30 protein-coding genes are annotated in these 26,518 nt (G+C 75.4%); 6 read left to right on the top strand and 24 right to left on the bottom strand.

All coding sequences use genetic code 11. The features are described 5' to 3' along the window. Positions 1-186 precede the first annotated feature (186 nt). Positions 187-1,692 carry a methyl-accepting chemotaxis protein gene (locus tag ACI79R_RS09920; RefSeq protein WP_456573438.1) on the top strand — a complete coding sequence of 502 codons (1,506 nt, stop codon included), beginning with the start codon at positions 187-189 and terminating at the stop codon, positions 1,690-1,692. 9 nt (positions 1,693-1,701) lie between these two features. Here ACI79R_RS09920 and ACI79R_RS09915 read toward each other — a convergent pair whose 3' ends face one another. The 5 genes from ACI79R_RS09915 to glnA form a co-directional block, all read right to left on the bottom strand. Next, a complete protein-coding gene (locus ACI79R_RS09915) occupies positions 1,702-2,592 on the bottom strand; it encodes a bile acid:sodium symporter family protein (protein ID WP_456573437.1) in 891 nt (296 codons plus the stop codon). Between the two features lie 113 nt (positions 2,593-2,705). Then, entirely contained in the window at positions 2,706-2,996 is a 291-nt protein-coding gene (locus tag ACI79R_RS09910; RefSeq protein WP_456573436.1) for a CDGSH iron-sulfur domain-containing protein, read from the bottom strand. Positions 2,997-3,054: 58 nt separating this feature from the next. Beyond that, positions 3,055-6,150: a bifunctional [glutamine synthetase] adenylyltransferase/[glutamine synthetase]-adenylyl-L-tyrosine phosphorylase gene (locus ACI79R_RS09905; RefSeq protein ID WP_456573435.1), complete on the bottom strand. Its 3,096-nt coding sequence runs from the start codon at positions 6,148-6,150 to the stop codon at positions 3,055-3,057. Then, on the bottom strand, positions 6,147-6,881 hold the full coding sequence (locus ACI79R_RS09900) for a type 1 glutamine amidotransferase (RefSeq protein ID WP_456573434.1): 735 nt from the start codon (positions 6,879-6,881) through the stop codon (positions 6,147-6,149). Before ACI79R_RS09900 ends, ACI79R_RS09905 begins: the two co-directional genes overlap by 4 nt. 35 nt (positions 6,882-6,916) lie before the next feature. Continuing rightward, positions 6,917-8,257: a type I glutamate--ammonia ligase gene (gene glnA / locus ACI79R_RS09895; RefSeq protein ID WP_456573433.1), complete on the bottom strand. Its 1,341-nt coding sequence runs from the start codon at positions 8,255-8,257 to the stop codon at positions 6,917-6,919. A 164-nt stretch (positions 8,258-8,421) separates the two neighbouring features. Here glnA and ACI79R_RS09890 point away from each other — a divergent pair, with 164 nt between their 5' ends. Then, entirely contained in the window at positions 8,422-10,257 is a 1,836-nt protein-coding gene (locus ACI79R_RS09890) for an NAD+ synthase (RefSeq protein WP_456573432.1), read from the top strand. After that, positions 10,254-11,084, top strand: coding sequence for a 3-methyl-2-oxobutanoate hydroxymethyltransferase (gene panB, locus ACI79R_RS09885; protein WP_456573431.1), 831 nt, complete (start codon positions 10,254-10,256; stop codon positions 11,082-11,084). The genes ACI79R_RS09890 and panB overlap by 4 nt, the downstream gene beginning before the upstream one ends. Here panB and ACI79R_RS09880 read toward each other — a convergent pair. The 4 genes from ACI79R_RS09880 to ACI79R_RS09865 form a co-directional block, all read right to left on the bottom strand. Continuing rightward, positions 10,978-11,430, bottom strand: coding sequence for a DUF2784 domain-containing protein (locus ACI79R_RS09880; RefSeq protein ID WP_456573430.1), 453 nt, complete (start codon positions 11,428-11,430; stop codon positions 10,978-10,980). The two genes, panB and ACI79R_RS09880, sit on opposite strands and share 107 nt — an antisense overlap. A 23-nt stretch (positions 11,431-11,453) precedes the next feature. Beyond that, entirely contained in the window at positions 11,454-12,146 is a 693-nt protein-coding gene (gene npdG / locus ACI79R_RS09875) for an NADPH-dependent F420 reductase (protein ID WP_456573429.1), read from the bottom strand. Positions 12,147-12,165: 19 nt separating this feature from the next. After that, a complete protein-coding gene (locus tag ACI79R_RS09870) occupies positions 12,166-12,348 on the bottom strand; it encodes a hypothetical protein (RefSeq protein ID WP_456573428.1) in 183 nt (60 codons plus the stop codon). Between the two features lie 67 nt (positions 12,349-12,415). Continuing rightward, positions 12,416-12,886, bottom strand: coding sequence for a cupin domain-containing protein (locus ACI79R_RS09865; RefSeq protein WP_456573427.1), 471 nt, complete (start codon positions 12,884-12,886; stop codon positions 12,416-12,418). 123 nt (positions 12,887-13,009) lie between these two features. Between ACI79R_RS09865 and ACI79R_RS09860 the strand changes: the two genes are divergently transcribed. Both ACI79R_RS09860 and ACI79R_RS09855 read left to right on the top strand, forming a co-directional pair. Further along, positions 13,010-14,170, top strand: coding sequence for a diguanylate cyclase domain-containing protein (locus ACI79R_RS09860; protein ID WP_456573588.1), 1,161 nt, complete (start codon positions 13,010-13,012; stop codon positions 14,168-14,170). An 80-nt stretch (positions 14,171-14,250) separates the two neighbouring features. Beyond that, complete coding sequence (locus tag ACI79R_RS09855) at positions 14,251-15,561, top strand: M24 family metallopeptidase (RefSeq protein ID WP_456573426.1); 1,311 nt, start codon at positions 14,251-14,253, stop codon at positions 15,559-15,561. A 3-nt stretch (positions 15,562-15,564) separates the two neighbouring features. On the opposite strand, the gene ACI79R_RS09850 is transcribed toward ACI79R_RS09855, so the two are convergent. Genes ACI79R_RS09850 through ACI79R_RS09820 form a run of 7 tightly spaced genes read right to left on the bottom strand, consistent with a single transcriptional unit; the run spans position 15,565 to position 18,943 of the window. Further along, complete coding sequence (locus tag ACI79R_RS09850) at positions 15,565-16,032, bottom strand: ChaB family protein (protein WP_456573425.1); 468 nt, start codon at positions 16,030-16,032, stop codon at positions 15,565-15,567. 31 nt (positions 16,033-16,063) lie between these two features. After that, a complete protein-coding gene (locus ACI79R_RS09845) occupies positions 16,064-16,294 on the bottom strand; it encodes an alpha/beta fold hydrolase (protein WP_456573424.1) in 231 nt (76 codons plus the stop codon). Between the two features lie 9 nt (positions 16,295-16,303). After that, positions 16,304-16,873, bottom strand: coding sequence for an alpha/beta fold hydrolase (locus ACI79R_RS09840; protein WP_456573423.1), 570 nt, complete (start codon positions 16,871-16,873; stop codon positions 16,304-16,306). A gap of 9 nt (positions 16,874-16,882) precedes the next feature. Further along, positions 16,883-17,275, bottom strand: coding sequence for an acyl-CoA thioesterase (locus ACI79R_RS09835; RefSeq protein ID WP_456573587.1), 393 nt, complete (start codon positions 17,273-17,275; stop codon positions 16,883-16,885). Then, positions 17,272-17,502, bottom strand: a complete 231-nt coding sequence (locus tag ACI79R_RS09830) for a hypothetical protein (RefSeq protein WP_456573422.1) — start codon at positions 17,500-17,502, stop codon at positions 17,272-17,274. The genes ACI79R_RS09835 and ACI79R_RS09830 overlap by 4 nt, the downstream gene beginning before the upstream one ends. 9 nt (positions 17,503-17,511) lie before the next feature. Continuing rightward, positions 17,512-17,769: a DUF2795 domain-containing protein gene (locus tag ACI79R_RS09825; RefSeq protein WP_456573421.1), complete on the bottom strand. Its 258-nt coding sequence runs from the start codon at positions 17,767-17,769 to the stop codon at positions 17,512-17,514. Between the two features lie 40 nt (positions 17,770-17,809). Next, on the bottom strand, positions 17,810-18,943 hold the full coding sequence (locus ACI79R_RS09820; RefSeq protein WP_456573420.1) for a baeRF2 domain-containing protein: 1,134 nt from the start codon (positions 18,941-18,943) through the stop codon (positions 17,810-17,812). 141 nt (positions 18,944-19,084) lie between these two features. On the opposite strand from ACI79R_RS09820, the gene ACI79R_RS09815 reads away from it, so the two are divergent. Then, a complete protein-coding gene (locus ACI79R_RS09815; RefSeq protein ID WP_456573419.1) occupies positions 19,085-19,429 on the top strand; it encodes a hypothetical protein in 345 nt (114 codons plus the stop codon). Between the two features lie 50 nt (positions 19,430-19,479). Here the strand turns inward: ACI79R_RS09815 and ACI79R_RS09810 are convergent, their stop codons facing one another. The 8 genes from ACI79R_RS09810 to ACI79R_RS09775 form a co-directional block, all read right to left on the bottom strand. Then, positions 19,480-20,373, bottom strand: a complete 894-nt coding sequence (locus tag ACI79R_RS09810) for a type II secretion system F family protein (RefSeq protein WP_456573418.1) — start codon at positions 20,371-20,373, stop codon at positions 19,480-19,482. Next, a complete protein-coding gene (locus ACI79R_RS09805) occupies positions 20,373-21,314 on the bottom strand; it encodes a type II secretion system F family protein (protein WP_456573417.1) in 942 nt (313 codons plus the stop codon). Before ACI79R_RS09805 ends, ACI79R_RS09810 begins: the two co-directional genes overlap by 1 nt. Beyond that, entirely contained in the window at positions 21,311-22,714 is a 1,404-nt protein-coding gene (locus ACI79R_RS09800; RefSeq protein WP_456573416.1) for a CpaF family protein, read from the bottom strand. The genes ACI79R_RS09805 and ACI79R_RS09800 overlap by 4 nt, the downstream gene beginning before the upstream one ends. Positions 22,715-22,742: 28 nt before the next feature. After that, complete coding sequence (locus ACI79R_RS09795) at positions 22,743-23,933, bottom strand: AAA family ATPase (RefSeq protein WP_456573415.1); 1,191 nt, start codon at positions 23,931-23,933, stop codon at positions 22,743-22,745. Beyond that, the gene (gene cpaB, locus ACI79R_RS09790; RefSeq protein ID WP_456573414.1) at positions 23,930-24,667 is read right to left on the bottom strand and encodes a Flp pilus assembly protein CpaB; all 738 of its coding nucleotides are present in this window, start codon (positions 24,665-24,667) and stop codon (positions 23,930-23,932) included. Before cpaB ends, ACI79R_RS09795 begins: the two co-directional genes overlap by 4 nt. Before the next feature lie 8 nt (positions 24,668-24,675). Beyond that, complete coding sequence (locus ACI79R_RS09785) at positions 24,676-25,629, bottom strand: pilus assembly protein TadG-related protein (protein ID WP_456573413.1); 954 nt, start codon at positions 25,627-25,629, stop codon at positions 24,676-24,678. Then, positions 25,617-26,006, bottom strand: coding sequence for a TadE/TadG family type IV pilus assembly protein (locus ACI79R_RS09780; RefSeq protein WP_456573412.1), 390 nt, complete (start codon positions 26,004-26,006; stop codon positions 25,617-25,619). The genes ACI79R_RS09785 and ACI79R_RS09780 overlap by 13 nt, the downstream gene beginning before the upstream one ends. 96 nt (positions 26,007-26,102) lie before the next feature. Continuing rightward, positions 26,103-26,300: a Flp family type IVb pilin gene (locus tag ACI79R_RS09775; RefSeq protein ID WP_456573411.1), complete on the bottom strand. Its 198-nt coding sequence runs from the start codon at positions 26,298-26,300 to the stop codon at positions 26,103-26,105. Positions 26,301-26,518 lie beyond the last annotated feature (218 nt).

Here is a 26,518-nt window from a genome sequence, read left to right as displayed (position 1 = left end):
ACCGGCCCCCGTACCCGCCTGCCCGGCGGGTGCGGGGGCCGGCGCGCGTGCGGCACCGGACCGGCCGGTTCCGCTGCACTCCGGGCACCCGGTGCCGAAACTCCCCCCGCAGTTCCGATCCCCCGGAGGACCCCCATGTGGCGCCGCACCGAACTCCACTCCCCCGCCCCCCTCCCGCCCGGGGGGATGCCTCGCGACGTCGAGGCGCTGGAGCACGTGCTCGCCGTCCTCGACCAAGGCGTGTCCGGGGAGACAGACGCGCACGTGAAGGTGATGACGGCGCTGTGCAAGGCGCTCGGCATGGCGTACGGCGCGGTGTGGCTCCCGGCCGGCGACGACGGGTTCCGGCTGGTGGCGGAGATGGGCGAGCTCGCCCCCGCGATGGGGCGGGCGTGGCGCCGCGAGGACGTCATGACCTCGCGCGACGGGCTGGGCGGCCAGGCGGTCCGGGAGATGCGGGAGGTGCAGTGCGACCGCACCACCGAGACCCGGTCGTGCCTGCGCTGGGCGGCCGCCGCGGCGGCCGGCGCGCGGCGCGGGTGCTTCCTGCCGATCGTCGAGGACGGCCGGGTGGTCGCGCTCCAGGAGTACTACACCCGGGGCGACCTGCCGTTCTTCGGCGGCCGGGCGGAGAAGTGGCGGGCCATCGGGCGGGTGGCCGCGCACGCCCGCCGCCAGGCGCTGGCCGCCGCCGCCCTCCAGGAGACGCTCGACGACCGGGAGGCGGTCACCACCGTGGTCTCCCGGGTCGGCCAGGCCCGCGACGAGGCCGAGGCGCTGCGGCTGGCGCTGGACACCGTGCGCAGCGCCTTCGGGTGGGCCTACGGCTCGTTCTGGGCGCTGGACGAGACCGCCTCCGTGCTGCGCTTCAGCCAGGAGTCCGGCTCCGCCGGGGAGGAGTTCCGCCAGGTCACCCTGGCCGCCAGCTTCGCCGAGGGCGTCGGCCTGTCCGGCCGGGCCTGGCGCGCTCGCGACCTGGTCTTCGTGCGGGACCTCGCCCAGGTGACCGACTGCGTGCGGGCACCTGCCGCTCAGCGGGCGGGGGTCCGCTCCGGCGTCTGCTTCCCCGTCACCGCCGACGGGCAGGTCGTCGGGACGATGGACTTCTTCGTCACCGAGACCATCGACCTGTCCGAGTCCCGCGCCGCCGCGCTGCGCAACGTGCAGCAGCTGGTGTCGCAGCGGCTGGACATCCTGCGCCGGTCGGCCGCCGACACGGCCAACTCGCGCGCGCTGCTGGAGACCGTCTCCGCGCTGCGGGACGCCGCGGCCGACGCCGGCCGGGTCGCCGAGCACGCCGTGTCGCAGGCGTCGGCCATGACCACCGAGGTCGAGGCCCTGGGCACCGCGTCGGCCGCCGTCGGCGACGTCATCCAGATCATCTCGGGCATCGCCGACCAGACGAACCTGCTGGCCCTCAACGCGACCATCGAGGCCGCCCGGGCCGGCGAGCTCGGCCGCGGCTTCGCCGTCGTGGCCAGCGAGGTCAAGGACCTCGCCCGCGAGACCGCGGCGGCGACCAAGCGGGTCTCCGAGCAGATCGCCGGCATCCAGGCCAGCAGCGAGCAGGTGTCGGCGGGGATCCTGGCGACGTCGGAGGTCATCGGCCGGCTGGACGCCGTCCAGGCCCGGATGAACGACGTCCTCGAGCAGCAGGTGCAGATGGCGCGGGCCTTCGAGGGCCGCGGCTGACCTCCCGGCTCAGGCGGGGACCGGACGGTCGGTGCCCGCCTCCTCGCGGGTCCACCGGGTGACCGCCCAGCCGAACACCGCCGCGACCGGGAACATCAGGACGCCGTAGACGGCGGCGGGGACGGCGAGCTCCACGCTGTCCAGCACGCTGATGGCCACCGTGATCGCCAGCGTGCTGTTGTGCACCCCGATCTCGAACGCGCTGGCGATCGCCTGCCGCCGCACGATCCCGAGCAGCCGCGGCACGGCGAAGCCGACGGTCAGGCTGAGCAGGCAGAACAGCAGGGCCGGCAGGCCGACGTCCGCCAGGTAGCCGCCGACGTTCTCGCGCTCGGCGAGGATCGTGCCGACGATGACCAGGGCCAGCACCACGGCCGACAGGACGCGGACCGGGCGGTCCATGCGGTCGGCGAACGCCGGTGCCTGCCGCCGGACGACCATGCCGATCGCGACGGGGACGAGCACCACGGCGAACACCTGGACGGTCTTGCCGAACTGCAGGCCCAGGTTCCCGGCCCCGGCCGGGTCGAACCAGTCGATGGCCAGGTTGGTGATCAGCGGCAGGGTGACGACGGCGATCAGCGAGTTCACCGCGGTCAGGGTGATGTTGAGCGCGACGTCGCCCCGGAACAGGTGGCTGAACAGGTTCGCCGTGGTGCCGCCCGGCGAGGCGGCGAGCAGCAGCATGCCCACCGCGAGCAGCGGCGGCAGGTCGAACAGCAGCACCAGCCCGGCACACACGGCCGGCAGCACCAGCAGCTGCAGGGCCAGGGCGAGCACGACGACCCGCGGGTGCCGGCCGACCCGGGCGAAGTCGCCGACGGTGAGGGAGAGGCCGAGGCCCAGCATCACGACGGCGAGGGCCGCCGGCAGCGCCACGGTGCTCAGAGCCGAGTCCACGCGACCTCCGATCCGACGCGGCGCGGGGGTCCGCCGCCGACGTGGCGCTCATCCTGCGGGACGGGCGGCGCTTCCGGTAGCCGACGGCGGCCGGGATCGGCCGAACGGGGCGCTCAGCCCTCCCGGCGCTCCGCCCGGACGATCTGCGCGGCCGGCCGCGGCCGGCTCGGCGCGCTGGGCGCGGAGAAGCCGGCCCGCTTGTGCGACCCGTCGCAGAACGGCTTGATGCCCGACTTCCCGCACCGGCACAGCGCCACGGTGTCGCGCCCGGGGTCGATCTCGCCGCCGTCCTGGTCGACCAGGCGGAAGTCGCCGCGCACGATCAGCGGGCCGTCGCGGTAGGGCGTGATCGTGGCGCCGCCGGTCGCGGGCTCGCGGGGCTCGTCGGGCAGGGGTCGGGTCACGCCCTCCCCCGTGCCCGGCCCGTCCGGTGCGCACACGCCCGGGCCCCCGTCCGGGCGATCAGCCACCGGCCGGCTGCCCGTAGAAGACCTGCTCGACGACGGCCCGCGCGTGCCGGGTGGCCCGCCGGTAGTCGTCGAGGAACTGCCCGGGGTCGGTGTCGGCGCCGTAGCCGCTGGCCCGTGCCACCCGGGACAGCTCCACGCCGGGCCGGGGCAGCTGGTCGCTGGCCCGGCCGCGGACCAGGAAGACCGCGTTGCGCGCGCGGCTGGCCAGCTCCCACGCCGACCGCAGCGCCTCGGTCTGCTCGTCGTCGAGCAGGCCGGCCCGGCCGAGGGCCTCCAGCGCGTCGACGGTCGAGGTCACCCGCAGCGCCGGCTCGGCCGCCGCGTGCTGCAGCTGCAGCAGCTGCACGGTCCACTCCACGTCGGCCAGCCCGCCGCGGCCGAGCTTGGTGTGCGTGGCGGGGTCCGCGCCGCGGGGCAGCCGCTCGCGCTCCACCCGCGCCTTGATCCGGCGGATCTCGGCCACCTGGTCGGCAGCCAGGCCCTCGGCCGGGTAGCGCAGCGGATCGACGAGCTCCACGAAGGCCGCGCCCACGTCCGCGTCGCCGGCCACGGGAGCGGCGCGCAGCAGCGCCTGGATCTCCCACACCGAGACCCAGCGCTCGTAGTACTCCTTGAAGGCCGGCAGGCTCCGGGCCAGCGCGCCCTGCCGGCCCTCCGGGCGGAGGTCGGCGTCGACCTCGAAGGCGGGGTCGGGGGCCGGCTCGCCGAGCAGCCGGCGCAGGGTGTGCGCGACCGCGTTGGCCGCCGAGGTCGCCTTCGTCTCGTCGGCGCCGGCCCGCGGGCGGTGCACGAACAGGACGTCGGCGTCGGAGCCGTAGCCCATCTCCGCGCCGCCCAGCCGGCCCATGCCGATGACCGCGAGGTCCATCGGGACCTCCTCGGGCGTCAGCCCGGCGGTGCCCGCGTACGCGCGGACGGCGAGGTCGAGCCCGACCTGCAGGGTGGCGACGGCGATGTCGGTCAGGGCCCGCGCCACCTGCAGCACGTCGAGCCGGCCGAGCAGGTCGGCCGAGGCCACCCGCAGCAGCTCCTGCCGGCGCAGCCCGCGCAGCGTGCGGATGCCGCCCTCGGGGTCGGCGGCGCGGGATGCCGCCGACCGCCAGGCCCGGCACAGCGCCTCGGCCGAGCGGGGCACGAGCTCGTCGTCGTCGGCCAGCAGCCGCAGCGCCTCGGGGGTGCGGGTGAGCAGCCCGGCGACGAACTGCCCGCTGCCGAGCAGGCTGGCCAGCCGCTCGGGCACCTGGCCCTCGTCCCGCAGCAGCCGCAGGTACCACTGGTTGCCCCCGAGCGCCTCGCTGACCTGCCGGTAGGCCAGCAGGCCGGCGTCGGGGTCGGCGGCGTCGGCGAGGGTCTGCAGCACCACCGGCAGCAGGTACTTCTGCATGGACGCCGAGCGCGACACCCCGCCGGTCAGCGCGGCCAGGTGCCGCAGCGCGCCGTCCGGATCGGCGAAACCGAGGGCGCGCAGCCAGTCCCCCGCCGCCTTCGACCCCAGGTGCAGGTGCTCGCCCGGCACGCGCGCCACCGCCGACAGCAGCGGGCGGTAGAAGAGCTTCTCGTGCAGCCGGCGCACCTCGCGGGTGTGCAGGGCGAGCTCCGCGTCCAGCACGTCGACCGCGCTGCCGCGGTGGTCGGGCTTGTAGCCCAGCGACCGCGCCAGCCAGCGCAGCTGCTGCTCGTCGGTGGGCAGCAGGTGGGTGCGGCGCAGCCGCAGCAGCTGGAGGCGGTGCTCCACGGTGCGCAGGAACCGGTAGGAGGCGATCAGCGTCGCGGCGTCCTCGCGGCCGACGTACCCGCCGGCCGACAGCGCCATCAGCGCCGGCAGCGTGCCGCCGACGCGCAGCCGCTCGTCGACCCGGCCGTGCACCATCTGCAGCAGCTGGACGGCGAACTCGACGTCGCGCAGGCCGCCCCGGCCGAGCTTGAGCTCCCGGTCGGCCTGCGCGGGCGGGATGTTCTCCTCGACCCGTCGGCGCATCGCCTGCACCTCGGCGACGAAGCCGGGCCGGTCGCCGGCCTTCCAGACCAGGGGCCACAGCCGCTCGACGTAGGACCGGCCGAGGTCGGGGTCGCCGGCCACCGGCCGCATCTTCAGCAGCGCCTGGAACTCCCAGGTGCTGGCCCACTGGTCGTAGTACGCGGCGTGCCCGGCCAGCGTGCGCACCAGCGCCCCCGCCTTGCCCTCCGGGCGCAGCGCGGCGTCGACCTCCCAGGCTGCCTCGTGGCAGATCCGCATCAGCGCGGCGGCGACCCGGGTGGCGCTGCCCAGCGCGGCGGACTCCGGATCGCCGGGCTCGACGGGCTCGGCGACGAAGACGACGTCGACGTCGCTGACGTAGTTGAGCTCCCGGCCGCCGCACTTGCCCAGCCCGATGACCGCGAGCCGGCACGGCGCGGCACCGGCGGGCTGCTCGGCGACGGCGATCGCCAGCCCGGCGGTGAGCACCGCACCGGCGATGTCGGCGAGCTCGGCGGCGGCGTCCTCGGCGGCCAGTCCCTCGCCCAGGTCGCGGCCGGCGAGGGAGAGGATCGCCCGCCGGTAGGCCAGCCGCAGGTCCGCGATCCGCTGGGGGGAGGCGTCCGGCGCCGGCTTGCCCAGCCGCACGCCCCACGGCGGATCGTCGGGGTCGGCACCCACGGCGACCAGCATCTGCCGGACCAGGGCCTGCGACGTGGGGCGGAAGGCCCCGCGGTCATCGGCGTCCAGCACCGTCCAGTCACCGGGGTGCGCGGCCAGGTGGTCGGCCAGCCCGGAGCTGGCGCCGAGCACCGACAGCAGCCGGCTGCGCAGCCGGGCCGAGCCGCGCAGCCGGGCCAGCAGGGCCGCCGCCGAGCCGCCGGCCGGGTCGGCGGCGTCGAGCGCCTCGACCAGCCGGGCCAGGGAGCGGACGGCGAGGTCGGGGTCGCCGGCGCGGGCCAGCGCGGAGACCACCGGGCCGGCCTCGGGATCGGCCGGCTCGTTCAGGTCGAGGTCCCACAGCCCGAGGGACGGATCGGACAGCAGCCGGGCCGCGCGCTCGCCGTCCTCGAAGCCGAACCGGACCAGCCGGACGACGGCGCGGCGCGGGATCTCCCGCGCGGGGTTCACCGGCGCTGCGCCGCGGCGGCGCGGACCAGGTCGGCGAACCGGGCGGCGAACGCCGACCAGACCTCGGCGAGGTCGTCGTCGACGGCGGCGGCCCGCTCGGTCAGCGTGTCGACGTCGAACGGGGTCGACGCGACGCCCACCGGATCGCCCTCGGCCCACTCGCGGACCATCTCCGGGGTGGTCTCGACGTGGAACTGCACGCCGTAGACCTGCCGCCCGACGCGGAAGGCCTGGTGGGGATAGCGCGGGCTGCCGGCCAGCAGCACCGCACCGGGCGGGAGCTCGGAGATCTCGTCGTGGTGCCACTGCACCACGTCGGGTGACAGCGGCAGCGGGCCGAACAGCGGATCCCGCTCGGCGGCGTCCCGCTTGGCGACGAGGGAGGCGCCGACCTCCGGCCCGTCGGCCCCGACCCGCACCCGCCCGCCGCCCACCTGGGCCAGCAGCTGGCCGCCGAGGCACACCCCGAGGGTGGGGACGTCGTCGGCCAGTGCCTTGGCCAGCAGGTCGCGCACGCCGACGAGCTCGGGCCGCCGGGCCGGGTCGTCGGTCGCCGACTGGGGCCCGCCGAGGACGAGTAGCCCCTCGTGGCCGCTCAGGTCGGCCGGCAGCTCGTCGCCCTCGAGCACCGAGCGGACGTCGAGCTCGAGGCCGGCCTCCGCCAGCCACTCGCCCAGCCGGGCGGGTGGGTCCGTGGGGCTGGGCACGACGACGAGCAGGCGGCCGGACACGACCCCGAGCGTAGTTCGGCCGCCGTCGCCTCCCGCTACAAGCCGGGGAGGTAGCGCTGCAGCTCGAACGGCGTCACGTTCTGGCGGTAGGAGTTGAACTCCTCCCACTTGTTGCGCAGGAAGAACTGGAACACGTGCTCGCCGAGGGTCTCCGCGACCAGCTCGCTGCCCTGCATCGCGGTCAGCGCCTCGCCGAGGGAGACCGGGAGGTCCTCGTAGCCGGCCGCGCGCCGCTCGGTGTCGGTCAGCGACCAGACGTCGTCCTCGGCCTCCGGCGGCAGCTCGTAGCCCTTCTCGATGCCGCGCAGCCCGGCGGCGAGCAGGACGGCGAAGGTGAGGTACGGGTTGCAGGCCGAGTCCGGCGAGCGGACCTCCACCCGCGCCGACTGGGCCTTGCTCGGCTTGTACGACGGCACCCGCACCAGGGCCGAGCGGTTGGCCCGGCCCCACGTCGCGGCGGTCGGCGCCTCGGTGCCGGCGAGCAGCCGCCGGTAGGAGTTCACCGTCTGGTTGGTGACCGCGGTGACCTCGCGGGCGTGGGTGAGCAGCCCGGCGATGAACTGCTTGCCGGTGGTCGACAGCCGCAGCGGGTCGTCGGGGTCGTGGAAGGCGTTGCGGTCGCCCTCGAACAGCGACAGGTGGGTGTGCATCGCCGAGCCGGCCAGGTCGGTGAACGGCTTGGGCATGAAGGTGGCGTGCACGCCCTGGGCCAGCGCGACCTCACGGACGACGTGCCGGAGCGTCATGATGTTGTCGGCCATCGACAGCGCGTCGGCGTAGCGCAGGTCGATCTCCTGCTGGCCGGGGGCGACCTCGTGGTGGCTGAACTCCACCGAGATGCCCATCGCCTCGAGCGCGAAGACCGCCTCGCGGCGGAAGTCGTGCGCCACGTTGTGCGTGGACAGGTCGAAGTAGCCGCCGGTGTCGGCCGGCTCCGGGGGCCGCCCGTCGGTCGGGAGGTCCTTGAGCAGGAAGAACTCCACCTCGGGGTGGGTGTAGAAGGTGAAGCCCATGTCGGCGGCCTTGCCGAGCGCGCGGCGCAGCACGTGCCGGGGGTCGGCCCAGGCCGGCGAGCCGTCGGGCAGCGTGATGTCGCAGAACATCCGCGCGGTGTCGCTGGCGCGGCCCTCGCGCGCGGGCATCACCTGGAAGGTGCCCGGGTCGGGCTTGGCGAGCATGTCGGACTCGTAGACGCGGGCGAAGCCCTCGATCGCCGACCCGTCGAAGCCGATGCCCTCGGCGAAGGCGGCCTCGATCTCGGCCGGTGCCACGGCGACGGCCTTGAGATAGCCCGAGACGTCGGTGAACCACAGCCGCACGAAGCGGATGTCGCGTTCCTCGAGGGTGCGCAGGACGAACTCCTGCTGTCGGTCCATGCTCGCCATGATCGCGTCCGCTCGTTTCCGGGGTGTGACGTCGTCCCCCAGCCTGCCTGCTCCGCCGTCCGGGCACATCATCGCGGGCCGCGACCCGCCGACGTGTCGCCGGCCACGCCCGCACCCGGTGGCCGATGCCGCGGCCCGCAGACGAGGATGGCCTGGTGAGCGGACAGACGGTGCAGTTGCGGGTGGCGCTGGCCCAGGTCGACACGCGCGTCGGCGACCTCGCCGGCAACGCGGAGCGGGTCAGGCAGTGGAGCGCGAAGGCCCGGGACGCCGGGGCGCACGTCGTCGTCTTCCCGGAGATGACCCTCACCGGCTACCCGGCCGAGGACCTCGTGCTGCGCGAGTCGTTCGCCCGGGCCAGCGAGCGGGGGGTCGTCGAGCTGGCCCGCGAGCTGGCCGAGCAGGGACTCGGCGAGCTGGCGGTGGTGGTCGGCTACCTCGCCCACACCGAGGGCAGCGGGCCGGCACCGATCGACACCCCGCCGACCGACGACGACCGGCCGGCCGACGCCAACCCGCGCCGCGGCGCCCCCCGCAACGCGGCCGCGCTGCTGCACGGCGGCGAGGTGGTGGCCCGCTACTACAAGCGGCACCTGCCCAACTACGGCGTCTTCGACGAGGCCCGGTACTTCGTGCCCGGTACCGAGCTGCCCGTCGTCCGGCTGCACGGGGTGGACATCGCGATGACCGTCTGCGAGGACCTCTGGGTGGAGGGCGGTCCGTGCGGCGTCGCCGGGCAGGCCGGCGTCGACCTGGTGGTCTCCCCCAACGCCTCGCCCTACGAGCGGGCCAAGGACGACCTGCGGCTGCCGCTGGTCCGCCGCCGCGCCGCCGAGGCGCGGGCGACGATCGTCTACTGCAACCAGGTGGGCGGCCAGGACGAGCTGGTCTTCGACGGCGACTCGATGGCCGTCGCCGCCGACGGCACGCTCCTGGCCCGCGCGCCGCAGTTCGTCGAGCACCTGCTCACCGTCGACCTCACCGTCGACCCCGCCGCCGTCCCCGAGCGCCGGGAGGGCCGGGTCGGGCCGATGACGGTCACCCGCTCCGTGCTCTCCGAGGAGCCGGTCGCCGCGTTCGAGGCGCGGCCGGGCAGCGTCGCCGAGCCGCTGACCGACTGCGAGGAGGTGTGGCGGGCGCTGGTGCTGGGCCTGAAGGACTTCATCGACGGCAACGGCCTGCCCTCGGTGGTGCTCGGCCTGTCCGGCGGGATCGACTCGGCGCTGGTCGCCGCGCTCGCCGTCGACGCGCTCGGGCCCGACCGGGTGTACGGCGTCGGCCTGCCGTCGAGGTGGTCCAGCGAGCACTCGCTGTCCGACGCCGAGGACTCGGCCCAGCGGCTGGGGCTGCACTACTCCGTCGTCCCGATCGCGCCGATCGTGGCGGCGTTCGAGGGCTCGGTGGAGCTGTCGGGTGTGGCCGCGGAGAACCTGCAGGCCCGGGTGCGCGGCACGCTGCTGATGGGGCTGTCCAACCAGCACGGCCACCTGCTGCTGGCCACCAGCAACAAGAGCGAGGTCGCGGTCGGCTACTCCACCCTCTACGGGGACGCCGCCGGCGGGTTCGCCCCCATCAAGGACGTCCCCAAGACCCTCGTCTGGGAGCTGGCCCGCTGGCGCAACGCGTACGCCCGGGAGCGGGGCGAGGTCGAGCCCATCCCGCAGAACTCGATCGACAAGCCGCCGTCGGCCGAGCTGGCGCCGGGTCAGAAGGACACCGACTCGCTGCCGTCGTACGAGGAGCTCGACGCCGTCGTCGCCGACTACGTCGACCGCGACCTCGGCATGGCCGAGCTGCTCGAGCGCGGGCACGACCCCGAGGTCGTGGCGCGGGTCCTCCGTCTGGTGGATGCCGCGGAGTTCAAGCGCCGCCAGTCCGCCCCGGGCACCAAGATCAGCCTGAAGGCGTTCGGCCGGGACCGCCGGCTGCCGATCACCAACCGCTGGCGGGAGACCCTGCCGACGGTGCGCGAGGGAGCGGAGCAGTCATGACCGAGTCGGTCCTCTACGGCGGGGCCTCGACCGCCCGCGTCCGCATCCACCACCTGCAGCAGGCCAAGGAGCGCGGCGAGCGCTGGGCGATGCTCACCGCCTACGACACCTACAGCGCGGCGGTGTTCGAGGAGGCCGGCATCCCGGTGCTGCTGGTCGGCGACTCGGCCGGCAACGTGGTCATGGGGCTGACCAGCACCGTGCCGGTGACGCTCGAGGACATGCTGTTCATGACCCGCGCGGTCACCCGGTCGACCACCCGCGCGCTGGTCGTCGCCGACCTGCCCTTCGGCAGCTACGAGTCCGGCCCGCAGCCGGCCTTCGACAGCGCCGTCCGGCTGATGAAGGAGGGCGGGGCGCAGGCGGTGAAGCTCGAGGGCGGCGTGCGCGTCGCCCCGCAGATCCGGCTGCTCACCGAGTCCGGCATCCCGGTCATGGCGCACATCGGGTTCACGCCGCAGAGCGAGCACGCCCTCGGCGGGTTCCGGGTGCAGGGCCGCGGCGCCGGCGCCGAGCAGCTGCTCGCCGACGCCCGCGCGGTGCAGGAGGCCGGCGCGTTCGCCGTCGTCCTCGAGATGGTGCCGGCCGAGCTGGCCGCCCGGGTGACCGCGGAGCTGGCCATCCCGACGGTCGGCATCGGCGCGGGCGCCGGCTGCGACGCCCAGGTGCTGGTCTGGCCGGACATGGCCGGGCTCAACGGCGGGCGGGTGCCGCGGTTCGTCAAGAAGTACGCGGACCTGCGGGGCGAGCTGCTGCGGGCGGCCCGGGAGTACGCCGACGACGTCCGCGGGGGGACCTTCCCGGGTCCGGAGCACTCGTTCGACTGAGGGCGCGGGCGGCCAGCAGTCCGTAGCCGAGGGCGTTGAGGCCCAGGGCGACGGCGTACATCCCGACCTGCACGGAGGCGGCGCGGACGTCGAGCCCCAGCGGACCGAACAGGTAGTGGCCGAGGAAGCCACCGTCGAGGCCGCCGGCGCCGGCGCGCTCGCGGAGCGCGAGCTCCAGGTCGGTCAGCGGGCAGTCGGCTCCGGCGAGGTTGACCGCCAGGATCGCCGCCGCCAGCGGGGCGTGCACGAGCGCCAGCCGGGGCCACCGGAGGGCGAGCAGCGCGCCGGTGAGCATGACGAGGACGGCGAGGCCGTGCAGGACGGCCACCGCGGTCACGAGCAGCACGACCGCAGTGTCGCACCGTCGGCTCAGACGCCGGTGACCCGCAGCCCCGCGTGGCCGCCGTACCGGGCCTGCACCGCGCCGAGGTTGACCGCCAGCGCCTCGACCGGGCGCGCGTCACGCAGCCGCCCGGCGTACACCCCGCGCATCCCCGGCAGCCGGCCGGCCAGCGCCTGCACGAGGTCGGTCGCCTCCCGGTCGTCGCCGACGACCAGGACGTCGGCGTCCAGCGTCGGCCGGGAGAGGTCCTCCAGCAGCGCGGCCGGCAGGTGGTGGAAGGCGCCGGTCACCCGGCTGTCGGGCAGCAGTGCCGCGGCCTGCTGGGTGGCCGACCCCTCGGGCACGGCCAGCACGTAGGGGCCGAACTCGTCGGCGTCCACCGGGACGACGGAGTCGACGACCACCTTGCCGGCCAGCGGCGCCGCCAGCGCCGACAGCAGCCGCGCGTGCCCGGCGAACGGCACGGCGACCACGACGAGGTCCGCCGCCCCGGCGACGTCGACGTCCGCGCCGCCGCGCAGCCAGACCTCGCCGCCGGCCGCGGCGGCGGCCGCCCGCGCCAGCCCGGCCGCGGTCGCCTCGGCCTGCCCGGCGTCCGCCGCGCCGAGCAGCACCCGCTGCCCGGCGGCCGCCAGCCGCACCGCCAGGCCGGGGCCCTGCGTGCCGGGCCCGCCGAGCACCCCGACCAGCAGCTCCTCCACCACCCGCCCGTCGGTCATCGCCGCGCTCCGGACGCGGTCAGTCCGACTCCCACGCGCGGTCCTCGGCGTCCAGCTTCTCGTTGCGCTCGGCGACCGACTCCAGGGCGTGCTCGGCCTCCTCGCGGGTCGCGTAGGGGCCCAGCCGGTGGCGCTCGGCGCAGCCGTCCTTGGTCTCCACGGTCCTGTGCTTGAGGCAGTAGAACCACGGCCCGGTGGTCATGCCGGTCTCCTCCCGCTCGACGTCGCTCGACGTCTCCCTGCCCAGACCGCCGGGCCGGGACACCCGCTCAGCCCTCGACCATCACCTGGTCGTGGCGGGCGTAGAAGGCGGTCATCTCCTCGGCCGAGGGGGTGCGCCCGCTGCGCCGCAGCTCGGCCATCTCGGCGAAGAACAGCTCGCGCGCGATGCCGGGGGTGAACAGGATCAGGAAGGTGGCCGGCTCGTCGCCGTCGTTGCGGAAGCCGTGCACGCCCCGCTCGTGGGCGATGGCGAAGTCGCCCGGCCGGTACGGCTGCCACCGGCCGGCGACGTAGAGGGTCAGCTCACCCCCGGTGACGTAGAACGACTCGGAGAAGGTCTGGTGGTAGTGCGGGGCCGCGCCGGCGCTGCGTGCGGCGAGCCGGTACTCGACCAGTCCGAAGCGGCCGGCGGTGGCCGCCCCTGGGGCCACCATCCGGAGCGCGGCCGAGCCCGCCTCGCGCAGCGGGTTGTCGGCCACCAGGCGGACGTCGACCAGGGCGGGATCGGGGTGCGACATGGCGCCCACCCTGGCACCGGCCCGGCCGGCGCGGGGAGCTGCAAGGCGTCCGCGGAACGGCGCCGTCCTCTCGTGCGTCCCGATGCCCGCAGAACGGGATCGGTACGGCATGCTGCCTCGGTGATGGGACGGCCACGCAGGGAGAAGGCCCGGTCCGCCGACGCGTACCTGGAGCCGCCGGCCAGCCGCGCCGTCGACCCGCGGCTGGCCGCCGTGTGCGTCGCCGCCCTGGCCTTCCTCGGCGGCCTCATGGGCTCGGTCAACCTGCTCGTCGACGGGGTCCTGCGCGACGGCGCCCCCCGGTGGCTGTACGGCGGCACGATGGCGCTGCTCCTGATCGCCGCCGTCCCCATCGGGCTGCGCAGCCGGCTGGGCCGCTGGGAGACGTTCGGGCTGGTCCTGCTCGGCGACCTGATCTACGTGGTCGTCGCCGTCTGCATCGAGGACCCGATCCGGTACGCCACGCCGCTGATGCTGCTGTTCCCCGCCATCGCCGCGGCCTGGTTCCTCGACCGGTGGATGTTCGCCGTCCACCTCGCGCTCACGCCGGTGGCCGTCGCCGCAGGCCTGTGGAACAGCTACGCCAACACCGCCGGGCTGGTGATCCAGATCTGCGTGAACGCCGGCGTGCTGGCCAGCACGACGTTCGGGGTGTACCTCCTGCGCCGGCGCGTGCAGCGGCTGCTGGCCGCCACCCAGGAGCTCTCGCGCCTCGACCCGCTCACCGGGCTGTGCAACCGGCGGCACCTCGAGGAGCAGGCGGCCCGCGTCTGGCGGCAGGCCCGCCGGGAGGGCAGCCGGGTCACCGCGATGGTCCTCGACCTCGACCACTTCAAGGCGCTCAACGACGAGCACGGGCACGCTGCCGGCGACGCCGTCCTCAAGGCGGTCGCCGAGGCGCTGTCGTCGTCGGTGCGGCCCAGCGACGTGCTGGCCCGCCTCGGCGGGGAGGAGCTCGTGGTCCTCGGCATGGTGTCCGACCCGGCCGAGGCCAACCGGCTGGCCGAGCGGCTGCGCCGCGCCGTGGCCTCGACCCGCACCGACGGCGGCCACGGGGTCACCGCCTCGATCGGCATCGCGCTGGTCCGCCCGGCGGACGGCGAGGACCCCGCCGACGGGCTGTGGCGGCTCATCGACCGCGCCGACGGGGCCATGTACGAGGCCAAGCAGGCCGGCCGGGACCGCGTCGCGGCCATGATCACCCCCCGGCCCCGCACCGCTCCGGACGACGCGCACCGGCCGACCGGCACGGCCGGGGAGACCGCCGGCACCGACGTCGCCTGACCTCGCTCCCGGTCTCGACCGGTGGGGGACGCCGAACTCTGCTTCCCTGGTGGCATGGGCACGACCGTTCGGCGACCGGCATGACGCTCGTCGTGGCGGATCCGACCCGTACGGTGCCGCTGACGCTGCGCGAGCAGGCCGACGTCCGCGACCGCTGGCTGACCCAGCGGCTGCTCGACGTGCTGCCCGGTCTGATGGACGACGCCGGCATCGACCTGTGGCTGGTCGTGGGCCGGGAGTACAACGAGGACCCGGTGCTGGCCACCCTGCTGCCGGCGTCGTGGCTGTCGGCGCGGCGGCGGACGGTGCTGGCGCTGCACCGCAGCGACGACGGCGTCACCCCGGTGGCGGTGTCGCGCTACCCGGTCGGGCAGTTCCTCCCGGCCTGGACCCCCGGCGAGGTGCCCGGCCTCGACGCCGAGGCCTCGCAGTGGGCCACCGTGCGCCGGTTCGTGGAGCAGGCCGACCCGCAGCGGATCGGCGTCGACGTCTCGGCCGACTTCGCGCTGGCCGACGGGCTGTCGCACACCGAGCACGGCCTGCTCCTGGCGGCGCTGGGCCCCTACGCCGAGCGGGTGGTCTCCGCGGAGCACCTGGTGGTGCGCTGGCTGGAGACCCGGCTGCCGGAGGAGATCGCCGTCCTCGACGCCCTCAACGCGGTGGTGCACGCGGTGGTCGACGAGGTGCTCTCCCCCGCCGTCCTGGAGGTCGGCCGGACCACCGGCGCGGACCTCGCCTGGGAGCTGCGGCAGCGCTTCGCCGACCGGGGGCTGGAGCCCTGGTTCCAGCCCGTCGTCGACCTGCAGCGGGCGGGGGTGCCGCCGGTGCCCGACCGCGGCACGCTGCTGCCCGCCGTCCCGTACGACAGCCCGGTGCAGCCGGGCGACCTGGTGCACTGCGACGTCGGCACGTCGACCCTGGGCCTGCGCACCGACAGCCAGCGGACGGCGTACGTACTGCGCCCGGGCGAGACGGAGGCGCCCGCCGGGCTGCGCCGGGCGCTGTCGCTGGGCAACCGGCTGCAGGACCTCACCACCGCGCAGCTGCGGCCGGGGCGCACCGGCAACGAGGTGCTGGCCGCCGTCCGGGCGGCCGCCGCCGCGGAGGGCATCGAGGGCGAGGTCTACTCGCACCCGGTCGGCGTGCACGGGCACGGCGCCGGGCCGGCGATCGGGCTGTGGGACCAGCAGGAGCACGTGCCAGGGGCCGGTGAGCACGCCCTGCACCCGGACACCGTCTACGCGCTGGAGCTGTGCGTGCGCGTGGCGGTGCCCGAGTGGGGCGGCCAGTGCGTGCGGATGGGCCTCGAGGAGGGCGTCGCGCTCACCGACGCCGGCGTGCGCTACCTCGGCGGGCGGCAGACCCGGCTGGTGCTCGTGCCCGGCGGCTGAGGGTTACTTCTTCTTCGCCTTCGGCTTCGACGTGCCGTTCGTCTTCTTCTTCCGCGCGGCGCCGGTCTCCTTGTCGTTCGCCTTCTGGATGGCGGCGACCAGTTCCTTCTTCTTCATCGTCGACCGGCCGCTGATGTCGAGCTTCTTGGCCAGCTTCAGCAGGTGGTCCTTGGAGGCGTTGGCGTCCACGCCGCCCGCCGTCTTCCGGTTGGTGTCCCTGCCGCCCGCGGCCTGCGCGTCCGACGGGCCCTTCTTGCCCTTCTCCTTGGGCTGCCAGTGGTCGCCGACCTTCTCGTGGGTGTGCTTGACCGCCGCCCACGCGACCTGGTTGGCGCGCTGCTCGTCGCCGTACTGATCAGCGGCGGAGTCGTGGGCCTTGGCGAACGTGCGCTGGGCCTTGGCGTCCGAGCGCTGCAGGGTGCTCGGGATCTCGCTCTTCTTCGCCTTGCCGCTCTTCGTCGTCTTGGGCATGACCGGCCCCTACCCCGGTCGCACCCCAAGATCACATGTCCAGGAACGGCAGCAGCGCCCTGACCAGCTCCTCCGGCGCCTCCTCGGCCACGTGGTGGCCGCTGTCGAGCGGCCCGCCGCCGCGCAGGTCGGTCGTCCAGGCCCGCCAGACGGCGAGCGGATCGCCGTGCAGCTCCTCGAGGTCGTCGCGCGCCGACCACAGCACGAGGGTGGGCGCCGGAACCCGTCGTCCGGCCGCCGCGGTCGGCCTCGTCGGCGGCACGGTCGACGGTCAGGCCGGCGCGGTAGTCCTCGAGCATGGCCTGGACGGTGGCCGGGTCGCGGATGGCGCCCAGGTGGTCGTCGTGGTTCTCCGGGCCCATCGCCTCGCGGCGCCCGGGCTGCAGGGCGCCGTACCAGGCCGGCCACCCTTCAGGGGCCCGCGCCGAGCCTGCGAGGCGTGGGGGGAAGGGTGGTCCTCCTGGCACCAGGCTGTGGCGAAGCGGGCGTCGGCGCGGTCGAGGTGCTCGACGATCGGGATGCAGTCGACGACGGCGAACCGCTCGTGCCCGAGCCGGCGCATCAGCGCGACGACGTCACCGGCCATCGCGCGCTTGCCGTAGGGGGCGTGGTCCGGAGCGGTCGGCGGCTTGCTCGACCGTCCGTACCCGCGCAGGTCCGGGCAGACGACGGTGTGCCCGCCGGCGGCCAGCAGCGGGGCCACACGGTGCCAGGTGGTGTGCGTGCGCGGGTGGCCGTGCAGCAGCACGACCGGCGGTCCGCTCCCGCCGGTGCGCACCCGGAGGACGACGCCGTCCCCCACCTCGATCCGCGACTCCGCGAAGCCGGCGAAGAACGGCATCGGCCCTCCTCAGCCGGCCAGGTACCGGCTCCAGTGCGCCCGCTGCCCCTCGGTCAGCGGCACGCTGGCATCCGCGGCGAAGTCGAAGGAGACCAGGACCACCGACGCACGGATGGCGACCTGGTCGTCCTGGACGAGCTCCTGGCGCACCGTGACCGACCGCGTGCCCAGCCGGGTCACCGTGCTGCGCACGCAGAGCCGCTCGTGCACCCGGTAGTACAACTGCCGGAGGTAGTCGGCCTCCAGCCGGGCCAGGACGATGCCCGACCCGGCCGGGGCCCCGTCGGCCATGGCCAGCCGGGCGTCCTCGATGAGCGCGAGTGCCCGGGCGTGGTTGACGTGGCCGAGCATGTCCGGGTCCGACCAGCGGAGCTGGACCTCGTGCTCGTGGACGCAGCTCAGGGCAGGTCCGCCGTCTCGGCGGACTGCCGGTGGGCGCCCTGGGCGTCGTCCGGGTCGGTGTTGACGGTGCGCTCCTCGGACTCGGCGAGGATCACCTCGGCCGCCACCTCCTCCATGCCGCTGCCGGCGAGCTCGGCCTCCTCGGGGAGCAGCTGCGAGCGGGTGGTGATGTTGTCCTCGGTGACGTTGTCGAGCGCCTCCGGGCTGGGCTTCTTCTGCGTGGTCACGGACGCCCCTCAGAACCGCTGCTGCTCGGTGCCCAGGCCCAGCGCCTCGGCCACCTCCTGCACGTTGCCGAAGGTGCGGCCCTCCGGGAGCCGGCGCAGGTCGGCCAGCACGCGGTCGGGCGGGGTGCCCTCCTGCGCCTTGGCCAGCAGGGTGTCGCGGTCGGCCGGCCACACCTCCTTGCCGAGGGCCTCGGCGAGGGCGGCGCGGCGCTCGATGCTCCCCTCGTCGGTGCCGGGAGCGGTGGCGGGCGTGTGCGGGTCGGTCACGGGAGGTCTCCTCGTCGTCGGGGGTCGGGGGGTGCGGGGGTCACTGCGGGGACGGCGTGGAGTCGTCGGTGTAGCGCAGGATCGCCGCGACCGGGATGTCGCCGGGCATCGCCGCCCGCGGGACGACGACCACCTCGGCGGCGCCGGCCACCGCGGCGGCGAGCAGCGCGCGCTCGGCGGGCACCGAGTGCGCCTCCTGGCTGCCGAGGGCGTCGATGTCGGCCTGGTCGACCCCGAGCTCGAGCGGGGAGGAGCCGACCAGCAGCTTCTCCTCGTCCGGCGGGTCGGCGAGCACCAGCGTCTCGACCTGGCCCTTGCGCAGCGCCTCGACGACGTTCGCCGTCCCGGTGACGGCCAGGCCGTGCGCGCCCGCCGACGAGATCTGCTCGACGGCCTGGGCCTCGGCGTGCGCCTCGTGCTCGGCGACCAGCTCGGCCTCGCGCCGGTCCACCGGCTCGCGGTCGGCGCCGGCGGCCCGGCCGCCCTCGTCCATGGACACGATGAGGTCCGACCACAGGTCGCTGGCGCGGTCGGTGAGGATCTGGCGGGCCCGCATGTCGCCGGCCATCAGCACGAACCGGGGCGCCAGCCGCCGCGTCATCGAGGCGATGGTCCTGCCGACCTCCTCGGCGTTGTGGATCCACTTGTTCTCGGCGTTGTGCTGGTAGCGGTGGTGCGCCCAGCCGCCGCCCTGGAACTTGCGGATCTGGAAGCTGTCGCCCTCGACGGTCTCCTCCTCCTCCACGGTGCCGGGGGCACCGATGTAGGAGATGTCGGCGCCGACGCGGTCGACGATCGCGACGATGTGCGGCACCCGGCCGGGCAGCGCACGCAGCACCGGCAGGAGGTCAGGCTGGGGGCTCCACTCGGCGACCTCGCGCACCGGGACGTCGGCCAGCGCCTGGTCGAGCACGACGCTGCCGTCGGCGGCCACGACGACGGCGCGGCCCTTGAGGGTGCCGGCCTCGCCGCCGTCGTTGCCCTCGAGCAGCCGCCCGCGCACCGCCTCGACCACCGCCTCCGGCGCGCCCTGCTCGGCGAGCCGCTCGGCGATCGCGCGCACCCGCAGGTCCAGCTCCGTGTCGGCGTTCTCGGTGGTGTGGGTGACGTCGGCGCAGACCGTGGCGAAGGGCCCGGAGGCTGCGTAGACCGGCTCAAGGAAGGACACGTTCATGAGGTGGGACATCTCCTCGGTCGATCGGGGGTGCGCGTGCGCCCGCGGGCTGGGGGCGGCGGCGCCGTCCCGAGCCGCCTACCCACCGACCCGCACCTCACACCCGGTGTCGGATGGCGGAGGCACGGGTAGGCGGTCGCCATGACCGAGCACGACCAGCTGCCCCTGCCCGACTACGACCACCTGCCCGTGGAGGGGCTGACCTCGCGGATCCGCACGCTGGAGGCCGGCGAGCTCGAGACGGTGCTGGAGTACGAGCGGGCCCACGCCAACCGGCTCCAGGTCGTCACGATCATGGAGAACCGCCTGCAGTCGCTGCGGGAGGGCGCCCAGCCCTCGGGTGGCGACCCCGCCGCCCCGGCCGCCGACGACCCGGTGCACGCCGCCACGGGGTCCAAGGTGTCGGAGGCGACCACCGGTCCGGCGATGAACCCGCCGTCCCAGGGCGACCCGACCAACCCCGCGCAGCCCCGCTCCACCGGCTGATCGCCGCCCCGGCGGGACCGCGACCGCGCGGTCCCGCCGGGCGCTGCGGGTCAGCCGCTGAACGCCTCCGCGATGTCCATGGCCGCGGGCCCCAGCAGCACGATGAACAGCACGGGCAGGATGCAGGTCATCAGCGGGAAGATCACCTTCACCGGGATCTGCATGGCCTTCTCCTCCGCCCGCTGCCGCCGCTTGAGCCGCATCTCCGCGGCCTGGGTGCGCAGCACGTCGGCGATCGAGACCCCGTAGGCGTCGGCCTGGACCACGGCACGGATGAAGCGGCGCAGGTCCGGGACGCCGGTGCGCTCGGCGAGCGCGAGGTAGGCCTCCCGGCGCGGCTGGCCGACGCCGATGTCCTGCAGCGTGCGCACCAGCTCCTCGGCCAGCGGCCCGGTGCCGTTGCGACCGGCCCGGGCCAGCGCGGACTCGAAGCCCAGCCCCGCCTCCACGGCGATGGTCATCTGGTCGAGGGTGTCGGCGAGCTCCCGGGCGATCTCCTGCTGCCGTTCCTGACCGCGGCTGCTGAGCAGCAGTTCGGGCAGGAAGTACGCGGTGACGGTGACGGCCGTGACGACCAGCACCAGCAGCAGGCCCGGCCGGGCGCTCACCGCCAGCGTCCCGAGCCCGCCGGCGACGGCGACGAGGACCAGTTTGGCGGCGATCACCCGCCCGACGGGCCAGTCGGCCGGCCGGCCGGCGGTGGCCAGCAGCCGGTCGACGCGGGAGACGGTGCCGCCCGGCGTGAGCGCCCGGACCAGCCGGGTCAGCGGGCGGGGGCCGGAGCGGACCGGGGTGGCGACGGCGGCGTCCAGGCCGCGGACCAGGTTGTCCCGCGCCCGGGCGGCGGCCGCCCCGGGGCGGGCGAGCAGCGCCCAGCCGAGCAGCGGCACGGCGAGGGAGACGGCGGCCGCGGCCGCCAGGACCGGAACGGGGACGGCGCTCATCAGAACCGGATGCTCACCATCTTGGACAGCCACCAGCCGCCGACCACCAGCAGCAACCCGGCGACGACCAGCATCACCACACCGGCCGTGGTCTCGGTGAAGGCGCTCAGGTAGGCGGGGTTGGTCAGCGCGATGAAGCCGGCGACGCCGAAGGGCAGCGCCATGAGCACGACCGCCGACAGCTTGCCCTCGGCCGACAGCGCCTTCACCTGGCGGCGCAGCGCGTTGCGCTCGCGGATGGTGCCGCCGACGACGTCGAGCACCTCGGCGAGGTTGCCGCCGACCTCCCGGTGGATCGCGATGGCCTGCGCGACCCACGCGAAGTCGTCGCTGCCCGTGCGGGCGGCCACCTCGTCCAGGGCGTCGGACAGGTCCCGGCCGACGCGGGTCTCGTTGACGATGCGGGCGAACTCCTCCGACGTCGGCGCCTCGGCCTCCTGCGACACCGCGTCGACCGCCCGCAGCAGGCTGTGCCCGGCGCGCAGGCTGCTGGCCATGAGCTGCAGCGAGTCGTCGAGCTGGTCGGCGAAGGCCGACTGCCGCCGGCCGGTCCGGACGACGAGCAGCAGCTTGGCGCCCAGCGGGCCTGCGAGCGCCAGCAGCAGGCACAGCAGCAGCCCGCCGAGCAGGGCGCCCACCACGCCGAGCCCGAGCGTGGCCAGCCCGGTGAGCAGGACGAAGTCGGCCAGGGACACCCCCAGGCCGGCGCGCTCGAGGGCGGCGCTGCCGGCGGCGAGCCGGCCACGCCGGACGAGCACCCGCTGGACGGCCGCGCCGGCCACGGCGCCGGCGCCGGCCAGCGCGGAGGCCGGCGGCGCGACGGCGGGGTCGAGCCGGGACAACGGCACGCGCGCCGGCCCGGACGGCAGGACGACGAGGGCGACGAGCAGCAGCGCGGCCAGCACCGCGGCGACGCCGGCCACCAGGAGCAGCGTGCTCACGCCCACCCCCGCTGCCGCAGCGGCTCGGCACCGAAGACCCGCGGCGACAGGGTGATGCCCAGGTCGGCGAACCGGTCGGTGAACCGCGGGCGCACGCCGGTCGGCACCGGCCGGCCGAGGAAGCGGCCGGAGGCGTCGACCCCGGCGGAGTAGTCGAAGAGGAAGGCGTCCTGCAGGGTCACCGTCTCGCCCTCCATCCCCTGCACCTCGGTGACGTGGGTGACCCGGCGGGTGCCGTCGCGCAGCCGGGTGAGCTGGACGACGACGTCGACGGCGGAGGCGATCTGCTCGCGGATGGCCCGCAGCGGCAGGTCCATGCCGGCCATGAGCACCAGCGTCTCCAGCCGCGCGACGGCGTCCCGCGGGGAGTTGGCGTGCACCGTGGACAGCGACCCGTCGTGGCCGGTGTTCATCGCCTGGAGCATGTCCAGGCTCTCGCCCCCGCGGCACTCCCCCACCACGATCCGGTCCGGCCGCATGCGCAGCGAGTTGCGCACCAGGTCGCGGATGGAGACCGCGCCGCGGCCCTCGATGTTGGGTGGGCGCGACTCCAGCCGGACGACGTGCTCCTGCTGCAGCTGCAGCTCGACGGCGTCCTCGATCGTGACGATGCGCTCGCCCTCGGGGATGAACGAGGACAGCACGTTGAGCAGCGTCGTCTTCCCCGTGCCCGTGCCGCCGCTGACGATGACGTTGAGCCGGGCCTCCACGCAGGCCCGCAGCAGCTCGGCCATCTCCGGCGAGAGCGTGCCGAAGCCGAGCAGGTCCTCGACGGTGAACGGGTCCTTCGAGAACTTGCGGATGGTGAGCGTCGAGCCGCTGAAGGCCAGCGGCGGGATGATCGCGTTGACGCGGGAGCCGTCGGCCAGCCGGGCGTCGACCAGCGGCGAGGACTCGTCGATGCGCCGGCCCACCCGGCTGACGATCCGGTCGATGACCCGGCGCAGGTGCTCCTCCGAGGCGAACCGGACGGCGGTGCGGAGCAGCTTGCCGCCCTGCTCGACGTAGATCGACTCCGGGCCGTTGACCATGATCTCGCTGACCGAGTCGTCGTCGAGCAGCCGCTGCAGGGGCCCGAGGCCCAGCACGTCGTCGGCGAGCTCGGCGGTCAGCCGGGCCCGCTCCTCGGCGCTGAGCGGGACCTTCTCCTCCTCGACCACCTCGTCGAGCTCGCCGAGGACGATCGTGCGCAGCTGCTCCTCACCGAGGCCGGCGTCGGTCATCCGGCTGCCCATGCGCTCGAACAGCGCCTTGCCGACGCGCTCCTTGAGCCGGCTCAGCGCGTCCGGTGGCGGCGCGGCGGACGCAGCCACCGGCCGCGGCGCGGGCACGCCGGCCGGGACGGCGGGTGCGGCGGGCGTGCCGCGGGCGGCGGAGAGCCGGTCGGCGAGCGAGCTCACGAGGCCGCCCGGTGCATCGAGGCCGAGGTCACGAGGCCGCCCGGTGCTTGGCGCGGTACCGGCCGGGACGGACGATCGGCGTGGCGGCGAAGCGGGCGACCAGCCGGCGCAGCTCCTTGGCCATCGGGTCGCGGGTGCCGGCCTGCAGCAGCGGCACACCGGCGTTCGTGGAGGCCGGCACGGCCGACGAGCGCGGCAGGACGACGTCGATCCCGATGCCGATCGCGGTCTCGACGTCGCGCACCGACAGCCCGCCGCGCGCGTCGGCGAAGTTCATGACGACGTGCCGCCCGGCCGGGATCATGCACAGCTCGCGCAGCACGTCGAGCTCCTTGCGCAGCCCGCGGACGCCGGGGACGTCCATGCTGCTCAGCATCACCACGTCGGTGGCGCGATCGAGCGCCGCCAGCGTCTGCTCCGACAGGCCGGGGGCGGTGTCGACGACGACGTAGCGGAACTCCCGGGCGAGGGCGGCCAGGAGCCGGGTGACGTCGTCGGCGGTGACCAGGTCGCCGGCGGCCGGCGAGTCCGCGCCGCAGACCGCGAACAGGCCCGACGGGTGCTGGGTGAGGAAGGTCTTGAGGACCATGGTGTCCTCGCTGGCCGGACCGTGGACGGCGTCGGGGAGGCTGTACTCGGGGGTCAGCCCGAGCGCCGAGGCGACGTCGCCGAACTGCACGTCGAGGTCGACCAGCACGGTGGACTGGGGCGCCGCGGCGGTCAGGCCGATGGCCAGGTTCGTGGCCACGGTCGTCTTGCCGACCCCACCCTTGGGAGAGGCGACCGTGAGGACCCGGCCGGTGTACCGCGCGGTCTCGGTCGGCGGGCGCAGCACCCGCCGCCGGCCGGCCGCCGCGGCGCCGGCCCGCTCGATGGCCGCGCGCAGCTCCGCGGGGTCGGCGGCGGGCCGCAGCAGGTCCCGGACGCCGGCGCGCATGGCCGCCTGCCACAGCTGCGGCGTCGGCTCGGCCACCAGCACCAGGCTGATCCCCGGGCACTGCACGTCCAGCCGGGCGGCCAGGGACAGCGCCTCGGCCGGCGCGGCCGCCGGGCCGACGACCAGCACGTCGGGCAGCTCGCCGTCGAGCAGCTGCTCGAACAGCCGGGCGGGGTCGGCCGGGAGCCGGCCCGGGGGCAGGACCGCCACGTCGCCGTCGGCGGCGAGGGAGACCCGGCCGGCCAGGTCGGCGTCGGCCGCCGCGAGCACCACGCGACTCATCTGGGCACCTCTCCGTAGACGTCCATCTGGCTGATGACCTGCGTGCCGTCCGTGTCGGCCCCCTCGGGCTCCAGGGACAGCCAGAGCGTCCCGTGCTCGGCGCCGTAGACGACCGTCTCGGCGTCGCCGGCCGGCAGGGCCAGCGTCACGAGCAGGCTCCCGACGGGGGCGGCCGGACCGCCGTCGTCGGCGGCGGTCTCGGCGCCCTGCACGGGAGCGCCCTGCACCTGCGTGACCAGCACCGAGTGGAGGACGGCGTGCGTGGTGGCCGTGCCGTCCTCGAAGACGAGGGACAGGTAGACGCCCACGGTGTCGCCGGCGGCCAGCCGGCCACCGACCGCCCGCTGGGGCTCCAGCGCGACGCTGATCTCGCCCAGGCCCTCGGGCACCGGCACCGTGCCGGGGACGCCGAGCGCCTCGGGCTCGGCGAAGCGCTCGGCCAGCACCTGCTCGCCGGGCGCCAGGTCGACGACGGCGACCAGCCCGGTGAGCTGGGCCAGGTCGGTGACCCGGCCGGGCACCGCGGCCTTCGCGGGGAGGAGCTCGGTGGTCACCAGGTCGCCGAGTGCCTCGCCCGGGGTGCCCTCGGGCACGGGCTCGGCCACGACGAGGACCTCGACGGTCTCGACGCCCTCGAGGGCGCGGGCGTCGGCGCCCCGGACGTAGGCGGCCAGGACCACCGTGCCCACGAGGGCGAGCAGGAGGGCCGCCAGGGCGGCCAGCAGTCGTCTCACGCGGGCACCTATCGGATCAGCCGGAGGATCTCCGCGCCCAGGTCGGGCGCGGTCGGGGAGGACGTGAAGGCATCGGAGAGCTCCACCCAGCGGGTGAAGTAGCCGGAGATGCAGCGGTCGTTGCCGGAGCACGGCTGGGGCCGGGTCTCGAACTGGCCGCCCAGCGCGTAGCCGGTGATGTGGAAGGCCGCGTAGCCGTACACGTGGTACCAGGCGTTGCTGCCGCTGCCCCCGAACTCGTCGAAGATCGGCAGCAGCACCGTGCGCCCGACCAGCGTGGTGAAGTCCGCCGGCGAGCAGGACGACGGCGGGGTGTTGCCGGTCGAGGACGGCGACCGGCCGCCGACCGCGCTGGTCGCCGCGCACCGCCCCGGATCGGTGACCAGGTAGCCGAAGCCGCCGGGGACGATGTTGCGCGAGGGTCCGGTGCAGTCGGTCGTGCCCGAGGTCTTGGTCAGCCGGACGGTGCGCACGGTGCTGCCCGACGGCAGGCCGCCACCGGTCTGCTGCGCGAACTCGCACCAGGAGAAGGCCAGCGGCAGCACCGCGGTCCCGCCGCCGGGAGCGCCCCACGCGACCGTCGCCGTCGCGGTCACGGTGGTCGCGTCGATGCCGATCACCGGGGCGAACCAGTGCTCGGTCGGCTGGCTGCCGGTGACGGTGACGCTGGTCGGCCGGCTGGACAGCACCGGGGGTGCCGCGGTCGCCTCGCCGGCGTTGGCCGCGACCATGGCGTCGGCGGTCGCCTGCATGTCGCCGCAGGCCCCGCGGGCGCAGTCCTGCGCCACGGCGAGCGCGGCGGCGTCGGCGGCGACCTGGAGCCGGGCCCGCTCGGCGTAGACCGCGCCCACGTCGATGGCGATGGCCGCGAAGCCGCACACCGGCACGAGCAGCAGCGAGACCAGGACGGCGGCGGCGCCGCGCTCGTCCCCGGTCCGCAGCCGCCGGGTCAGCCGCCGCACCGCATGACCCCCGTGCCGGTGAGGTCCACGTCCGCGCCGAAGAAGCCCGTGAGGAAGGGCATCTCGTAGGTGATGGTCAGCCGGACCGTCGTCGACCCCGTGCCCGGGGTGCAGTGCTGCGGGGTGATGGCGATCTGCGCGTCGGTGATCGCCGGGTCCAGCGACGAGGCCACCGACCGGACGGCGGCGCGGGCCGCGGCCGGATCGTTCTGCAGCGCCATGAGGCGCACGCCCTCGCGGGCGGCCGCCGACAGGGTGCCCTGCACCTGGAAGCCCCGGCCGAACTCGACGATGCCCAGCACGAGGAGCAGGAGCAGCGGCATCACCAGGGCGAACTCGACGGCGCTGGCGCCGCGTTCGCGGTGCGCACGGGTCATGGAACGGCTCCTCCTCTCGCTGGACGGGGGGGGTGCGACGGCGCGGCGGCCCCCCGGGGGTGGGGCCGCCGCGCCGGCACGGGCGTACGGGCTGCGTCAGGGCAGCGCGTTGACGATGTCCTGGAAGAGGTTCATCAGGTCGGTGCCGAGGAAGGCGACGACGCCGATGATCATGGCGGCGATGAGGCCGACCAGCAGGCCGTACTCGACGGCGGTGGCGCCCTCCTCCTCGCTGCGGAGACGGTCCTTGGCCAGCGCGGTGAGGGTCACGAGGGTGGCGAACGGGTTGATCACGGTCTCTCCCTGGGGGGTGGGGGCCGGCTGGTCCGGATCGGCTGACCCGGCCGTGCGGCTTGAGGAGTCCGGTCGGGTCCCGGTTCGGCCGGCTTGAGCCGCGGCCACCGCATCGGGGGGCCGCGCGGGGCCCGCCGCGCCGCGGCACCCCCGCGCCCGCCCCCCCCCGGCCCCCGCCCCGCGCCCCCCCCCGGGCCGGCGCCGGCCCATGCCACCCC

It is taken from the genome of Blastococcus sp. SYSU D00820, from assembly GCF_054050695.1.
Note: the sequence above shows the minus strand (reverse complement) of the source record. Positions and strands in the feature narration are given on the sequence as shown.

Excerpts from the sequence above, each read along its gene's own strand:
- ACI79R_RS09795 (WP_456573415.1), bottom strand. The coding sequence starts at position 23,933 with ATGAGTCGCGTGGTGCTCGCGGCGGCCGACGCCGACCTGGCCGGCCGG.
- ACI79R_RS09850 (WP_456573425.1), bottom strand. The coding sequence starts at position 16,032 with ATGCCCAAGACGACGAAGAGCGGCAAGGCGAAGAAGAGCGAGATCCCG.
- ACI79R_RS09780 (WP_456573412.1), bottom strand. The coding sequence starts at position 26,006 with ATGACCCGTGCGCACCGCGAACGCGGCGCCAGCGCCGTCGAGTTCGCC.
- npdG (WP_456573429.1), bottom strand. The coding sequence starts at position 12,146 with ATGACCGACGGGCGGGTGGTGGAGGAGCTGCTGGTCGGGGTGCTCGGC.
- ACI79R_RS09860 (WP_456573588.1), top strand. The coding sequence starts at position 13,010 with ATGGGACGGCCACGCAGGGAGAAGGCCCGGTCCGCCGACGCGTACCTG.
- ACI79R_RS09810 (WP_456573418.1), bottom strand. The coding sequence starts at position 20,373 with ATGAGCGCCGTCCCCGTTCCGGTCCTGGCGGCCGCGGCCGCCGTCTCC.
- glnA (WP_456573433.1), bottom strand. The coding sequence starts at position 8,257 with ATGGACCGACAGCAGGAGTTCGTCCTGCGCACCCTCGAGGAACGCGAC.
- ACI79R_RS09815 (WP_456573419.1), top strand. The coding sequence starts at position 19,085 with ATGACCGAGCACGACCAGCTGCCCCTGCCCGACTACGACCACCTGCCC.
- ACI79R_RS09820 (WP_456573420.1), bottom strand. The coding sequence starts at position 18,943 with ATGAACGTGTCCTTCCTTGAGCCGGTCTACGCAGCCTCCGGGCCCTTC.
- ACI79R_RS09865 (WP_456573427.1), bottom strand. The coding sequence starts at position 12,886 with ATGTCGCACCCCGATCCCGCCCTGGTCGACGTCCGCCTGGTGGCCGAC.
- panB (WP_456573431.1), top strand. The coding sequence starts at position 10,254 with ATGACCGAGTCGGTCCTCTACGGCGGGGCCTCGACCGCCCGCGTCCGC.
- ACI79R_RS09870 (WP_456573428.1), bottom strand. The coding sequence starts at position 12,348 with ATGACCACCGGGCCGTGGTTCTACTGCCTCAAGCACAGGACCGTGGAG.
- ACI79R_RS09855 (WP_456573426.1), top strand. The coding sequence starts at position 14,251 with ATGACGCTCGTCGTGGCGGATCCGACCCGTACGGTGCCGCTGACGCTG.
- ACI79R_RS09840 (WP_456573423.1), bottom strand. The coding sequence starts at position 16,873 with ATGCCGTTCTTCGCCGGCTTCGCGGAGTCGCGGATCGAGGTGGGGGAC.
- ACI79R_RS09920 (WP_456573438.1), top strand. The coding sequence starts at position 187 with ATGCCTCGCGACGTCGAGGCGCTGGAGCACGTGCTCGCCGTCCTCGAC.